Here is a 12,151-nt window from a genome sequence, read left to right on the forward strand (position 1 = left end):
GTTTCCGGCCCGACGATCCCAGGCCCGCCGGTTTCCGGCCCACCGATCCCAGGCCCGCCGGTTTCCGGCCCGACGATCCCCCGCCCGACGAATCTCGGCCCCTCGATCCCCCGCCTACCGATTCCCGGCCCACCGATCCCAGGTTCACCGGTCCCCCGCCCACCGATCCCAGGCCCACCGACCTCAGGTTCACCGGTCCCCCGCCCACCGATCCCAGGCCCACCGACCCCAGGCCCACCGACCTCAGGCCCACCGATCCCCGGCCCTCCGGCCCTGCCCTTCGCCGGTGCCCCGGCCTCGGTGACCTCCGACGCCCCTGCCTCGGTGACCTCCGACGCCCCGGCCTCCGTTTCCCGGCCCGTCCCGCCCGGCCCCCCGCGTCTCGCCCGTGCCGGCCGGGCGCGCCCCGGCGGCCCGATCCCCGGGCTGCGGTACCGGCCCGCCGTGCCACCCGACCCCGAGAAGGTCAGGGAGATCGACCGCAGGCTGGAGGCCTGGGCGCACGGGCTGAAGCTGTTCCCGCCGGCCTGGACGGGGGACTTCGCGGGGTTCCAGTTCGGCCGGGCCGTGGTCCTGCAGCATCCGGGCGCCGCCGACCTGGACCGCCTCACCGTCGCCGGCGAGCTGCTGCTGGCCGAGAACCTCGTCGACAGCTGCTACTGCTCCGAGGACGAGGACCGGGGCGGGTCCTCCCGCGGACTCGGCGGGCGGCTGATCATCGCCCAGTCGGCCCTCGACCCCTACCACGGACCGCCCGACCGGGAGGCGGAGTGGCGCCGGGGCCTGACGGCCGACGGGCCGCTGCGCTCGTACCACTGCGCGCTCAAGGACTACGCCGCTTTCGCCACACCCAGCCAGACCGGCCGGTTCGTGCACGACATCGCCCGGCTGCACCTGGGGTACGTCGCCGAGGCCGCCTGGGCGGAGACGCGGTACGTGCCGCGCGTCTGGGAGTACCTGGTGATGCGGCAGTTCAACAACTTCCGCCCGTGTCTGTCGATCGTGGACGCCGTGGACGGCTACGAGCTGCCCGAGGCGGTCTACGCCCGCCCGGAGATCCAGCGGATCACGGCACTGGCGTGCAACGCCACCACCATCGTCAACGACCTGTACTCCTTCACCAAGGAGCTGGCGGGCGACCCCGACCACCTCAACCTGCCGCTGGTCATCGCCGCCGAGGAGCGGTGCGGGCTGAAGGCCGCCTATCTCAAGGCCGTCGAGATCCACAACCAGATCATGGACGCCTTCGAGGAGGAGTCCGCGGCGCTGTCCGCCTCCTCGCCGCTCGTCGAGCGCTACGCCCGGGGCCTGGCGGCCTGGGTGTCCGGCAACCACGAGTGGCACGCCACCAACACCCACCGCTACCACCTGCCCGACTACTGGTAGAGCGCACTCCCCTGACAGCACGCCAGAAGCACGAGGAGCCGTCCGTGACCACCACCGCAGACGCCGCGACAGCACCGCTGCCGACCCGGACCGCCGCCGACTCGACGTACCAGAACCGGGTGGCCGAGTACTGGAACGCGGAGGAGAACCCGGTCAACCTGGAACTCGGGAAGATCGACGACCTGTACCACCACCACTACGGCGTCGGAGACGCCGACCGGTCCGTCCTCGACGAGACCGACCCGGCCCGGCGCCGCGAGCGGATCACCGCCGAACTCCACCGCCTCGAACACGCCCAGGCCGAACTGCTCGCCGGCCACCTCGGCCCCCTCTCCCCCGCCGACCGCGTCTTCGACGCCGGCTGCGGACGCGGCGGCGGCAGCGTGGTGGCACACCTGAGGTACGGCTGCCGGGCCGACGGGGTGACCCTCTCCGCCAAGCAGGCCGACTTCGCGAGCGAGCAGGCCCGGCGCCGGGGCATCGACGGCAAGGTCCGCTACCACTGCCGGAACATGCTCGACACCGGCTTCCCGACGGGTGCGTTCGCGGCCTCGTGGAACAACGAGTCGACCATGTACGTGGAGCTGGACCTGCTGTTCGCCGAACACGCCCGGCTGCTGCGCCGCGGCGGGCGCTACGTGGTGATCACCGGCTGCTACAACGACACCTACGGGCGGGCCTCGCGCGAGGTCTCCCTGATCAACGCCCACTACATCTGCGACATCCACCCGAGGTCGGCATACTTCCGGGCCATGGCCCGCAACCGGCTGGTCCCCGTCCACGTGCAGGATCTGACGGCCGCGACCATCCCGTACTGGGAATTGCGCCGGCAGGCCGAGCACCTGGTCACGGGCATCGAGGACACGTTCCTCAGCGCCTACCGGAACGGCAGTTTCCAGTACCTGCTGATCGCCGCCGACCGCGTGTGACCCATCGCGTCCGGCGTACGTCTTCCCCCCGGCGCCCGGGTGTGCTTGCCTGAGGGCCGTTTCGGTGGCCGGGGTGGGAGTTGCCGTATGCGCAAGCCGTGGGTCGTGGGGGTGCTGCTGGCCGGGATGCTGCTCGGGGGATGCGGGGATCCGGCGTCCGCGCCCGAGGAGCCGCCGCCGGCCGCACCGCGTACGTCGGCCACGACCCACCAGCGCGCTCCCGTCTCCCCCGACCCGGTACCGAGGAAGGCGCCCAAGGTGCTGTACCTCGGCGACTCGCTGGCGATGGAGGCGCAGAAGGTCCTCGGCCAGGAGTTACGCCGGGACCTCAAGGCGGAGTACACCAGTGCCCCGTACTCCGGCACCACGCTCTGCGACTACCTGGAGGGCACCGCCGACCGGTCCCTCGTACCGGCCGCCGACAAGGCCGCCGCCCTGGTGCGCAGACTGCGGCCCGACTTCGTGGTGCTGCAGTTCTGGGGGAACTCCTGGGGCTACACGCCGTGCATGGACGGCATCACCTACGCCGAGTCCCCCGCCCGGTACTTCACCCGGTACGCCGCCGACGCGCGCCGGCTCGCCGAGCAGATCTCCGCGGCCGGGGACGACGGCCGCCCCAGGATCGTCTGGGTGTCCCAGGGCCCGGACCCGATCACCCCCGACCGGGTCCGGCGCGTCAACGCGCTCTACGAGAAGCAGGCCGCCGCCTCAGGGGGCCTGGTGTCGGACGCCGGGAAGGCGGTGAGCCCGGCCGGCGGCCGCTACACCTGGACGCGGTACCTGCCGTGCACGGCCCACGAGCGCGCCCACCGGGACTACTGCACCCAGCCGTCCCGGGACCGTACGGCCCTGCACCGCGACGACGACTACCTGCACTTCTGCCTGGCGCCCACGACGTCCAGGCCGAAGCCCTGCCCGGTCCGCTCCCCGGGGATCCTGCGGATCGCCCGGGAGATCGTCAAAACCATTCGACATTCGGTGGGTTGACCGCTCGAATGGGGCGCCATGTGCGCGCTGAGAATGCATGAGGACGAAGTCGCCATCGACGTCTCGCTCGTCGCCCGGCTGATCGCGGACCGGTTCCCGCGGTGGGCGGGACTGCCGCTGCGCCGCGTGGAGTCGTCCGGCTCGGAGAACGCCCTGTTCCGCCTCGGCGCGGACAAGGTCGTGCGGCTCCCCCGGCATCCCCGGGCCGTCGAGGCCATCTCGCACGAACTGCGCTGGCTGCCCCGGCTGGCGCCCGGGCTGCCCGCCGCCTCGCCCGAACCCCTCGGGCAGGGCGATCCCGGCGAGGACTTCCCGTGGCCGTGGTCGGTGTACGGCTGGCTGGAGGGCCGCAACCCTATACCCGGGGCCCTCGAGGAGCCCGGCCTGCTCGCCGAGGACCTGGCGGCGTACGTCAGGGCCCTGCGTCGCAAGGACGCCTCGGAGGGCCCTCTCGGGTACCGGGGAGTGCCGCTGGCGGCGCGGGACCCCTTCGTGCGGGACGCGCTCGCGCAGCTGGCGGGCCGGGTCGACACCGCGGCGGTGGCGGCCGTGTGGGAGGAGGCCCTGCGGACCCCCGCCCACGCCGGGCCGCCGGTGTGGGCGCACGGCGACCTGATGGCCGGGAACCTCCTGGTCGCGGGCGGACGGCTGAGCGCCGTGATCGACTACGGGACGGTGGGCGTGGGCGACCCGGCCGTCGACCTGATCAGCGCCTGGTGCCTGCTGCCCGCCGAGGTCCGCGGCGCCTTCCGCGAGGCCGTGGGCGCCGACGAGGCCGAGTGGGCGCGGGGCCGGGGCTGGGCCCTGTCGATCGCGGTCATCGCGCTGCCGTACTACTGGGACACGAACCCGCCGGTCGCGGAGAACTCCCGGCACACGATCGGAGAGATCCTGGCCGAGGCGGCGTAGGGACCGGGGGCCCGCCACACTGGCAGGGACTCAGGCCCACGGGCACGGGCTCCTGCCCCACGGCACGCGTCCCTGCCCCACAGGCACGGGCTCCTGCCCCCCCACGGCGCGGGTCCCTGCGCCCACGGCACGAGTCCGTGCCCCCACGGCACGAGTCCGTGCCCCCCCCGGGCACGGGTCCCTGCCCCCGCGGGCGCCGGTGGTCACTCGCCCGCGTAGGCCTTCTCCAAGGCCGCGATGTCGAACTTGCCCATCGCCATGAACGCCTCGGTCACCCGGGCCGCCTTCGCCGGATCCGGGTCGGTGACCATCTCGTCGAGCCGCTCCGGGACGACCTGCCAGGACACGCCGTACTTGTCCTTGAGCCAGCCGCACGGGCCGGGCTCGCCGCCGTCGGTGAGCCTGGTCCAGTAGTAGTCGATCTCCTCCTGGTCCGCGCAGAAGATCATGAAGGAGACCGCCTCCGTGAACCTGAACTGCGGTCCGCCGTTGAGCCCGAGGAACTTGTGGCCGTTGGCCGTGAACTCGACGGTCATCACGCTGCCGGCGGGCTGGAGCGCTCCCTCGGGGTAGCGGGCGATCTTGCCGATGCTGGAGTTCTTGAAGATCGAGACGTAGTGGTGGGCCGCCTCTTCGGCCTGGCCGTCGAACCAGAGGCAGGTGGTGAAACCGTCGGTCGCCATGAGTTCCTCCCGGGGCGCGGATCGCTGTCACCTGTGTCGACCGGCCGACGGCCCGGAACTCATCGCTCGGTGGGGAAATTGTTCGGCCGCGCCCGGCAGCGGTATCCGCCCCTCCCGCCCCGGCATCCCGCAACGCGACCTCGACGACCTCCACGACCGGCTCGACCACACCCGCTGGCCGGACCGGCTGCCCGGCTCGGGTGGGCCTACGGCGTATCGGCGGGGTATCTGCGCGAGCTGGTCCGGTACTGGCGGCACGACTACGACTGGCGGGCCGCCGCCCATGTCCGCTCTCCTGAGCCGCATGCCACCCCGCTGATGATCACCCACGGCTGGCCCGGCTCGATCGTCGAGTTCCTGGACGTCGTCGGGCCGCTGGCCGATCCGGCCGCCCACGGGGGCGATCCGGCCGACGCGTTCCACGTGGTGGTGCCGAGCGTCCCCGGGTTCGGGCTGTCCGGGCGACGCCGGACAGCGGCTGGGAGGCGGGCCGGATCGCAGACGCGTGGGCCGAGCTGATGCGGCGGCTCGGCCACGAGCGGTTCGGGGCGCAGGGCGGCGACTGGGGCGCGGCGATCACCCGGGAGCTCGGCCGGGCCCATCCCGACCGAGTGATCGGCGTGCACCTATCTGCTGCCGGGCGCCCACGCGGCCACGGAGCCGTCCCAGGAGGAACTGGACGCGCTCGGCCCTGAGGACCGGGAGCGCACCCTCGCCTCCTGGCACCGCTGGCGCGACTACTCCCGTGAGGGCACGGGGTACGCCGTGCTCCAGTCGACCCGGCCGCAGACCCTGGCGTACGCGCTCAGCGACTCGCCGGTCGGCAACTCGCCTGGATCGTCGAGAAGTTCCGGGAGTGGACGGACTCGGACGAGCTGCCGGAGGAGGCCGTCGACCGGGACCGGCTGCTGACCGACGTGATGCTGTACTGGCTGACCGGGACGGCGGGTTCGTCCGGCCGGATCTCCTACGAGCGGGCGCACGCCACGGGCCGTGCCGCCCGGCCGGCCGAGCCGCGGCACAGGGCGGAGCGCGCCGAGAACCTCGTGCGCTGGACGGAGTTCGACTCTGCGCGAGAAGGGCTGAGCCCGGCGCTCTGCCGGTGGCGGATCTGCCCAGGGCAGAGAAACGTCGTCCGAGCGTCGTGCGAGGTCGACAGTGGAGTCGACGGCACGTCCACGGCACTTCCGCCACCACGAGGAGAACCGATGACTCCACTGTCGACACTCGCCCCGCGGGCGGAGGAGGGCGACACCCCTCCGACCCGGTTCGACGACCATCTGGCCGCGCAACTGCTCGCGCAGCGCATCGTGCTGCTGGGCACGCAGGTCGACGAGGTCTCCGCGAACCGGGTCTGCGCCCAGCTGCTCATCCTGTCCGCGGAGGACCCGCGCACCGACATCAGCCTGTACATCAACAGCCCCGGCGGGGCGGTCCACGCGGGCCTGGCGATCTACGACACGATGCGGCTCATCCCCAACGACGTCTCGACCCTGGCCATGGGATTCGCGGCCAGCATGGGCCAGTTCCTGCTGAGCGTCGGCGCGCACGGCAAGCGCTACGCCCTGCCGAACGCGCGGATCATGATGCACCAGCCGTCGGCGGGCATCGGCGGCACCACCGCCGACATCGAGATCCAGGCGGAGAACCTGGAGTTCACCAAGCGGACCATCGAGCGGATCACCGCCGAGCACACCGGCCAGAGCCCGGAGACGATCTCCCGGGACGGCGACCGGGACCGCTGGTTCACGGCCGAGGAGGCCAGGGAGTACGGCATGGTGGACCGGGTCGTGGAGTCCCTCGAGGACGTCCGCCCGGCCGCCTCCCGGCGGCGGATGGGACTGCAGTGATGGGTACGTACACGATTCCGAACGTCGTCGAGCGCACCCCGCAGGGCGAGCGGTCCTACGACGTGTTCAGCCGGCTGCTGTCGGAGCGTATCATCTTCCTCGGCACCGAGATCGACGACGGCGTCGCCAACGTCGTCATCGCGCAGCTCCTCCATCTGGAGTCGTCGTCCCCGGAGAGCGAGATCGCGGTCTACATCAACTCCCCGGGCGGCTCGTTCACTTCGCTCATGGCGATCTACGACACGATGACGTTCGTGCAGGCGCCGATCTCGACGGTCTGCGTCGGGCAGGCGGCCTCGACGGCGGCCGTGCTGCTGGCCGGCGGGGATCCCGGGCGGCGGTTCGTGCTGGAGCACGCGCGCGTGCTCCTCGGTCAGCCCGCCACCGGAGGGCAGCGCGGCATGGTGTCCGATCTGGCGCTCCAGGCCAAGGAGATGGTGCGGATCCGCTCCCAGGTGGAGGAGGTGCTGGCGCGGCACACGCACCACGACGTGGCGAGCCTGCGGGCCGACATGGACCGCGACAAGGTGTTCACCGCGCGGGAGGCGGTGGCCTACGGGCTGGCCGACGAGGTGCTCGGCCGGCGCCCCGTGAGGGCCTGAGGCACCGGGCACGACCCGGATACCCCGGGGCCCGGATGCCGCCGGGCCCGGGGGCCGGCCGGGGTCAGGCGGCCAGGCACATCCCGTCGTACGACGACGTGGACGCCCCGCGGTGACTGCCGCCCGCGTACCGGGACGTGACGCGGGTCAGTTCGCCCTGCGCCCTCGACAGCAGGTCCCCCAGGCCCAGTCCGAGGGCGTGGGCGGCGGCCGCGAGGACCTCCGAGGAGGCCTCCTTGCGGCCGCGCTCCACCTCCGACAGGTAGGGCATGGAGATCCGCGCCTCGTCGGCGACGTCCTTCAGGGTGCGCTCCTGCGCGAGGCGTTCACGACGCAGGACGTCACCCACCAGGTCGCGCCACAGGGGCTCCTTCGGGGCGGGGGCGGGCGGTCCCTGGCGCGGCGGAGCGGCGGTGGGGCGGGCCGCCTGGGGGCGCGCGCCGTGCGGACGCAGAGGGATGACGCGGGCTTCGTTCGGCACGTGGTTGCTCACTGTTCCAGCCTAGGAGTCCTGCTCGCCGGGGGAAGGGCCCGGCGTTCCGCCCTGGGTGGAATCGCCCCAACGTCCGTCCCTGGCAGGGAGGTTGGGGGTGCCGGGTTCTGGCCCCGGTGTCCCCGGCGGCGGAGGCCCTACAGCCGGTTTTGCACCGGTCGGCCCTTCGCGGGCATGTGTGGCGCCTGACCGGGTACCCGCAACTCGGAAGGACCTAGGCAGATGTCCGCCATGACGTTCGGGGAGAGGTAATGGAGACCGCCGTGATCCGGTCGAAGGCACAGGTCGTCGAGGAGAACGCCGAGGCCAGCACGGGTGACGGAGCACTGCCGGTCGTGGACCCGCGGTCCGTGGCCCCGCGGGACGCGAGGGAGCTGTCCCGCCAGTTCTTCCAGCGCCTGACGGAACTCGAAGAGGGCACGCACGAGTACCAGTACGCGCGCAACACGCTGATCGAGATGAACATGTCGCTCGTACGGTTCGCGGCCGGCCGGTTCCGGGGCCGCGGCGACGACATGGAGGACATCGTCCAGACCGGCATGATCGGCCTGATCAAGGCCATCGACCGGTTCGAGTTGTCCCGCGAGGTCGAGTTCACCTCGTTCGCGCTGCCGTACATCGTCGGCGAGATCAAGCGGTTCTTCCGGGACACGACGTGGGCGGTGCACGTGCCGCGGCGGCTGCAGGAGCTGCGCGTGGAGCTGGCCAAGGCCCGTGAGGAACTCGCGAGCCGGCTGGACCGCGAGCCGACGGTCGCCGAGCTGGCCACGCTGATGAACATCTCCGAGAGCCAGGTCATCGAGGGGCAGATCGCCGCGAACGGGTACAACTCCTCATCGCTGGACGCCGCGCTCACCGGTGACGGACCGGAGAGCGGCGAGGCCGTCCTGGCCGACTTCATCGGGGTGGAGGAGGACGGGCTGCGGCTCGTCGAGGACTTCCACTCGCTCGCCCCGCTCATGGCGGAACTCAGCGAGCGGGACCGGCAGATCATCCACATGCGGTTCGTGGAGGAGGCCACCCAGGCGGAGATCGGCGAGCGGCTCGGCTGCTCCCAGATGCACGTCTCCCGCCTGATCAAGCGGATCATCACCCGGCTGCGCGAGGGCATGCTGGGCGAACTGGGCTGCGCCTGACGCAGCCGGACGCCGTCGCGGGTGCCGCCCCCCATGCGGGAGGGGGACGGCACCCGCGACGGCGTCCGCGTCCGGCCGACCGGCTCCGCCCGCGGGGCGACAGCTCACAGAGCGTCCCGCCGGAGACCCGGAGCACCCGAAACACCGGGAACAGCCGGAACACGGGAACAGCCGGAACACCTAGAACACCTAGGACACCCGCAGGGGCTCACCCACCGGCTTCGTCGGCGAGAGGCACCACGGCGCGTACGCGCTTGCCCACCGGCACCCGTTCCACGCTGACCTGTTCGGCGAGCGCGTGGACGATCTCCAGGCCGTGCCGGCCGACGCGCTCGGGGTTGCGCGGGAAGATGCGGGGCAGGGCGGAGCTGCTGTCGTAGACCGACACCGTCACCGAGGTGTCCGTGCCCACGAGCTCCAGGATGTACGGCCCGTTGCTGTGCCGGTCGGCGTTGGTGACCAGCTCGCTCACCACCAGCAGCACGGCGCCGTCGACACGGTCGTCGATGCGCGCGCACCACTCCGTCCTGAGCTGGTCGAGGAAGAGCGCGGCGAAGGACCGCGCCTCGGCGATGCATCCCTGCTCGCCCGAATAGTGTGCCGCCCGCCGCAGCGGTTCCACGGGCACGTCGAAACCAGTCGGTATCACTGCCCCGTCCAGGTGGTCGATCATTCGTTTCTCTCTGGGAAGCCGGACTGGCCGGACGCTCTGCACCAGTGCTCGTACCCCGAGCCGCGCGGTGCAGTCCTGACAGTGTCCGTCCGTCCCGTGCCCTGGGCATTGTCCCCCGTCCGCGGGGCACCCGGAAGGAACCAGGACCGGTCGAGGGCGGCCGGGCGGATCGCCGGAGGTGTGCGGTGGCCTGGTGGATATGGCTGGTCGTGGTGGTCGCGGCGCTCGTCGCGGTCGCCGTGGTGACGCTCGCCGTGCAGGCCGGCCGGCGGTCGGGGACGGTCATCGCGGTACGGCGCAGGCCCGGCGGGAAGGGCGTGCGATGAACGAGCTGATGGCCGCGCGGAGCCTGACGACTCTGCCGGTGGTCACCCTGGGCGGGGACGCCGTCGCGCAGATCAAGGACACCGTCTTCGACGCCGCGGCGGGGCGCGTCACCGGCTTCACGCTCAGCGGCCGCGGCCTGCTGTCCGGGCCGCTGAAGCAGAGCCTGCCCTGGGCGGCGGTGCACTCGCTGGGCCATGACGCCGTGATGATCCGTGACGCCCTCGCCCTGCAGGAGACGTCCGTCGTGGTGGCGCGTCGGGAGGCCCAGCAGGGCCGAGTGCTGCACGCGAAGGTGCTGACGGACGAGGGCGCGGAGGTCGGCACGGTGCTCGACGTCATCATCGAGGGCGGCACCAGCGGCCGGGTCGTGGGCTTCCGGATCGCCGCGGGCAAGGCGCTCGTACAGGGTTCCCGGCGCCGTCGGCACCGGGTGTACGTGCCGCGCGGGGAGACCCTCGCCGTGTCGGGGCGGGCGCTGGTCATCCCCGCGGACGCCACCCGTTACGTCGCCGACGACCTGACGGCCTTCGTCGCCCGGGTCGGAGCCTTCCGCGAGGAGCGCGAGGAGCGCAAGGGGACGCCGTCATGATGCTGTTCTCGCAGGCGCGGGGCCTGCCGGTACTGACGCTGACGGAGGCGGAGGAGATCGGCGTCGTGAGGTCGCTGACGGTCGACGCCGCCTCCGGTGTGGTCACCCACGTCCGAGTGCGGGGCCGGCACTCCCGCAAGGAGACGGTGCTGGCCTGGGGCGCCCTGCACGCCATCGGCCCGGACGCCGTCCTGGTGCGCTCGACCGCCGCCCCCGCCGAGGTGCCGCCGCACCACGAGCTGGCGGGCCTGCGGATCCTCGCCGAGACCGGTGACGAACTCGGCACCGTCCAGGACGTCGCGTTCGAGCCGGAGACGGGCCGCGTCGAGGCGGTCGTCGGCGCCCGGGGCGAGGTGCCGGCCGATCGTCTGCTCGGGCTCGGCGACTACGCCCTGGTGGTCCGTGCCGGGTGAGTCAGGTGCCGGTCGAGTCAGGAGGCCGGCGCCTGGTCCGTCGTGCCGTTGCCGGTGTCGCTCCCCGGGGGCGGCGGCTGGGGCTCGGACGTCGGCGGCTCGCTCGTCGGCGGCTCGGACGACGTCTCCGACTCCGGCTCCGAGGTCGGCGGTTCGCTCGTGGGCGGCTCCGACGAGGTCGTGTCGGTCGGTGACGTCGGCGTGGTCACGCTCACCGACGGGGAGGGCTTGTCCGGCTTCTCGGTCTTGCGGTCCTTCGTGCCCGTGTCACCCTTGTGGCGCTCGAACCACTCGCCGTCACGCTCGCACATGACGAAGACGTCGACCGGCTCCGCCGCGGGCGTGACCACGACGACGTTCGACGACTTGTACGACGGCCACGCGTCACCGGAGGCCTTCGGCGCGGTCTGCTGGGCGACCGGCGGGGTCAGCGGGTTGCCGCACGCGCAGCGCACCCGGGGCACGCCGCGATCGTCGACGAGGACGGCCGTGCCGGCCTGGAGGACGGCCTGGTAACTGGTGGCGGCGCCGTCCTTGTAGCCGTGGTTGGTGACACGGGTGTCCATGCGCAGCTGCACCGGGGTGAGCGAACGCAGGTAGGCGGGGACGTCGGGCGGGTCCACGCGGGCGACGGAGGCGAACGCCCGCTGCTTGTCCGGGGCGCCCTTGAAGTACGTGATCTGCTTCTCCACGTCGCAGCTGGAGACGTTGCGGGTGCCGCCGTACAGGCCGGGCGCGCCGCCCTGCACGCCTTGGACGGCGTTCTGCGGGGCCAGTTCGGTGGGCGAGGGCGAGACCGGCGCGGCGGAGCTCTCCTTCGCCGTGGACTCGGTGAACGGGTCCGGGCCGGTGTCCGCCGCGGGCTGGAGGAAGACCTCGCCCTCGGAGGTCCTGGTGCCGCCGTCGGACGCGCCGGTGCCACCGCCGTCGGGGCGGGTGAACACCACGGCCAGGATGACGGCGGCCACCACGGCGGTGGCGATCAGCGCGACGCGCGGGACGGATCCCCACCATGGGCGGCGGGGTTCCGGCGGCTCGCCGCCCCCGCTCGGCGGCTCGGGGGGCGGGCCGCCCCCCGGCGGCGGCTGGGACGGGCCGGACAGCGGGCCCGAGGGAGGTCCTGTGGGGCGGCCGGACGACGGCGGTTCGACGCTCACGAGCTCTTCTTCCCACG

At 72.7% G+C, this 12,151-nt stretch carries 14 protein-coding genes and 1 pseudogene; 11 read left to right on the plus strand and 4 right to left on the minus strand.

The window, feature by feature from the left end; all coding sequences use genetic code 11:
- Positions 1-324: 324 nt before the first annotated feature.
- The 4 genes from ABZ386_RS36425 to ABZ386_RS36440 all read left to right on the plus strand — a co-directional run bounded on the left by ABZ386_RS36425 (position 325) and on the right by ABZ386_RS36440 (position 4,211).
- Positions 325-1,386 carry a family 2 encapsulin nanocompartment cargo protein terpene cyclase gene (locus ABZ386_RS36425; RefSeq protein WP_351347981.1) on the plus strand — a complete coding sequence of 354 codons (1,062 nt, stop codon included), beginning with the start codon at positions 325-327 and terminating at the stop codon, positions 1,384-1,386.
- Positions 1,387-1,430: 44 nt separating this feature from the next.
- The gene (locus ABZ386_RS36430; protein ID WP_355718895.1) at positions 1,431-2,315 is read left to right on the plus strand and encodes a geranyl diphosphate 2-C-methyltransferase; all 885 of its coding nucleotides are present in this window, start codon (positions 1,431-1,433) and stop codon (positions 2,313-2,315) included.
- A gap of 87 nt (positions 2,316-2,402) precedes the next feature.
- Positions 2,403-3,302 (plus strand): SGNH/GDSL hydrolase family protein, encoded by a 900-nt coding sequence (locus ABZ386_RS36435; RefSeq protein ID WP_358967872.1) that lies wholly within the window; start codon positions 2,403-2,405, stop codon positions 3,300-3,302.
- Positions 3,303-3,335: 33 nt separating this feature from the next.
- Positions 3,336-4,211: an aminoglycoside phosphotransferase family protein gene (locus tag ABZ386_RS36440; RefSeq protein WP_358967875.1), complete on the plus strand. Its 876-nt coding sequence runs from the start codon at positions 3,336-3,338 to the stop codon at positions 4,209-4,211.
- Between the two features lie 203 nt (positions 4,212-4,414).
- Here the strand turns inward: ABZ386_RS36440 and ABZ386_RS36445 are convergent, their stop codons facing one another.
- On the minus strand, positions 4,415-4,894 hold the full coding sequence (locus ABZ386_RS36445; RefSeq protein WP_358967878.1) for a VOC family protein: 480 nt from the start codon (positions 4,892-4,894) through the stop codon (positions 4,415-4,417).
- A 103-nt stretch (positions 4,895-4,997) separates the two neighbouring features.
- On the opposite strand from ABZ386_RS36445, the pseudogene ABZ386_RS36450 reads away from it, so the two are divergent.
- The 3 genes and pseudogenes from ABZ386_RS36450 to ABZ386_RS36460 form a co-directional block, all read left to right on the plus strand.
- A pseudogene (locus tag ABZ386_RS36450) lies at positions 4,998-5,961 on the plus strand (epoxide hydrolase); the annotation flags it as partial.
- A gap of 141 nt (positions 5,962-6,102) precedes the next feature.
- Positions 6,103-6,744 carry an ATP-dependent Clp protease proteolytic subunit gene (locus ABZ386_RS36455; protein ID WP_358967951.1) on the plus strand — a complete coding sequence of 214 codons (642 nt, stop codon included), beginning with the start codon at positions 6,103-6,105 and terminating at the stop codon, positions 6,742-6,744.
- A complete protein-coding gene (locus ABZ386_RS36460) occupies positions 6,744-7,346 on the plus strand; it encodes an ATP-dependent Clp protease proteolytic subunit (RefSeq protein WP_358967880.1) in 603 nt (200 codons plus the stop codon). Before ABZ386_RS36455 ends, ABZ386_RS36460 begins: the two co-directional genes overlap by 1 nt.
- Positions 7,347-7,410: 64 nt before the next feature.
- Here the strand turns inward: ABZ386_RS36460 and ABZ386_RS36465 are convergent, their stop codons facing one another.
- On the minus strand, positions 7,411-7,839 hold the full coding sequence (locus ABZ386_RS36465; protein ID WP_351347993.1) for a helix-turn-helix transcriptional regulator: 429 nt from the start codon (positions 7,837-7,839) through the stop codon (positions 7,411-7,413).
- 251 nt (positions 7,840-8,090) lie between these two features.
- On the opposite strand from ABZ386_RS36465, the gene ABZ386_RS36470 reads away from it, so the two are divergent.
- The gene (locus ABZ386_RS36470) at positions 8,091-8,975 is read left to right on the plus strand and encodes an RNA polymerase sigma factor SigF (protein WP_351347995.1); all 885 of its coding nucleotides are present in this window, start codon (positions 8,091-8,093) and stop codon (positions 8,973-8,975) included.
- Positions 8,976-9,183: 208 nt separating this feature from the next.
- On the opposite strand, the gene ABZ386_RS36475 is transcribed toward ABZ386_RS36470, so the two are convergent.
- Positions 9,184-9,648 (minus strand): ATP-binding protein, encoded by a 465-nt coding sequence (locus ABZ386_RS36475; RefSeq protein ID WP_114250108.1) that lies wholly within the window; start codon positions 9,646-9,648, stop codon positions 9,184-9,186.
- 185 nt (positions 9,649-9,833) lie between these two features.
- Here ABZ386_RS36475 and ABZ386_RS36480 point away from each other — a divergent pair, with 185 nt between their 5' ends.
- From ABZ386_RS36480 to ABZ386_RS36490, 3 genes are read left to right on the plus strand one after another with little or no spacing between them, the layout of a single operon-like run.
- The gene (locus ABZ386_RS36480; protein ID WP_232840372.1) at positions 9,834-9,974 is read left to right on the plus strand and encodes a hypothetical protein; all 141 of its coding nucleotides are present in this window, start codon (positions 9,834-9,836) and stop codon (positions 9,972-9,974) included.
- The gene (locus ABZ386_RS36485; RefSeq protein ID WP_358967883.1) at positions 9,971-10,564 is read left to right on the plus strand and encodes a PRC-barrel domain-containing protein; all 594 of its coding nucleotides are present in this window, start codon (positions 9,971-9,973) and stop codon (positions 10,562-10,564) included. Before ABZ386_RS36480 ends, ABZ386_RS36485 begins: the two co-directional genes overlap by 4 nt.
- On the plus strand, positions 10,561-10,977 hold the full coding sequence (locus ABZ386_RS36490; protein WP_351348000.1) for a PRC-barrel domain-containing protein: 417 nt from the start codon (positions 10,561-10,563) through the stop codon (positions 10,975-10,977). The genes ABZ386_RS36485 and ABZ386_RS36490 overlap by 4 nt, the downstream gene beginning before the upstream one ends.
- Positions 10,978-10,994: 17 nt before the next feature.
- On the opposite strand, the gene ABZ386_RS36495 is transcribed toward ABZ386_RS36490, so the two are convergent.
- Positions 10,995-12,134 carry a DUF6777 domain-containing protein gene (locus tag ABZ386_RS36495; RefSeq protein ID WP_351348002.1) on the minus strand — a complete coding sequence of 380 codons (1,140 nt, stop codon included), beginning with the start codon at positions 12,132-12,134 and terminating at the stop codon, positions 10,995-10,997.
- Positions 12,135-12,151 lie beyond the last annotated feature (17 nt).

This window comes from Streptomyces sp. NPDC006140 (genome assembly GCF_040628815.1).
Classification (GTDB): Bacteria; Actinomycetota; Actinomycetes; order Streptomycetales; family Streptomycetaceae; genus Streptomyces.

Coding starts and splice junctions, on each gene's coding strand:
- ABZ386_RS36460 (WP_358967880.1), top strand. CDS start 6,744: ATGGGTACGTACACGATTCCGAACGTCGTCGAGCGCACCCCGCAGGGC.
- ABZ386_RS36445 (WP_358967878.1), bottom strand. CDS start 4,894: ATGGCGACCGACGGTTTCACCACCTGCCTCTGGTTCGACGGCCAGGCC.
- ABZ386_RS36435 (WP_358967872.1), top strand. CDS start 2,403: ATGCGCAAGCCGTGGGTCGTGGGGGTGCTGCTGGCCGGGATGCTGCTC.
- ABZ386_RS36485 (WP_358967883.1), top strand. CDS start 9,971: ATGAACGAGCTGATGGCCGCGCGGAGCCTGACGACTCTGCCGGTGGTC.
- ABZ386_RS36455 (WP_358967951.1), top strand. CDS start 6,103: ATGACTCCACTGTCGACACTCGCCCCGCGGGCGGAGGAGGGCGACACC.
- ABZ386_RS36490 (WP_351348000.1), top strand. CDS start 10,561: ATGATGCTGTTCTCGCAGGCGCGGGGCCTGCCGGTACTGACGCTGACG.
- ABZ386_RS36470 (WP_351347995.1), top strand. CDS start 8,091: ATGGAGACCGCCGTGATCCGGTCGAAGGCACAGGTCGTCGAGGAGAAC.
- ABZ386_RS36475 (WP_114250108.1), bottom strand. CDS start 9,648: ATGATCGACCACCTGGACGGGGCAGTGATACCGACTGGTTTCGACGTG.
- ABZ386_RS36440 (WP_358967875.1), top strand. CDS start 3,336: ATGCATGAGGACGAAGTCGCCATCGACGTCTCGCTCGTCGCCCGGCTG.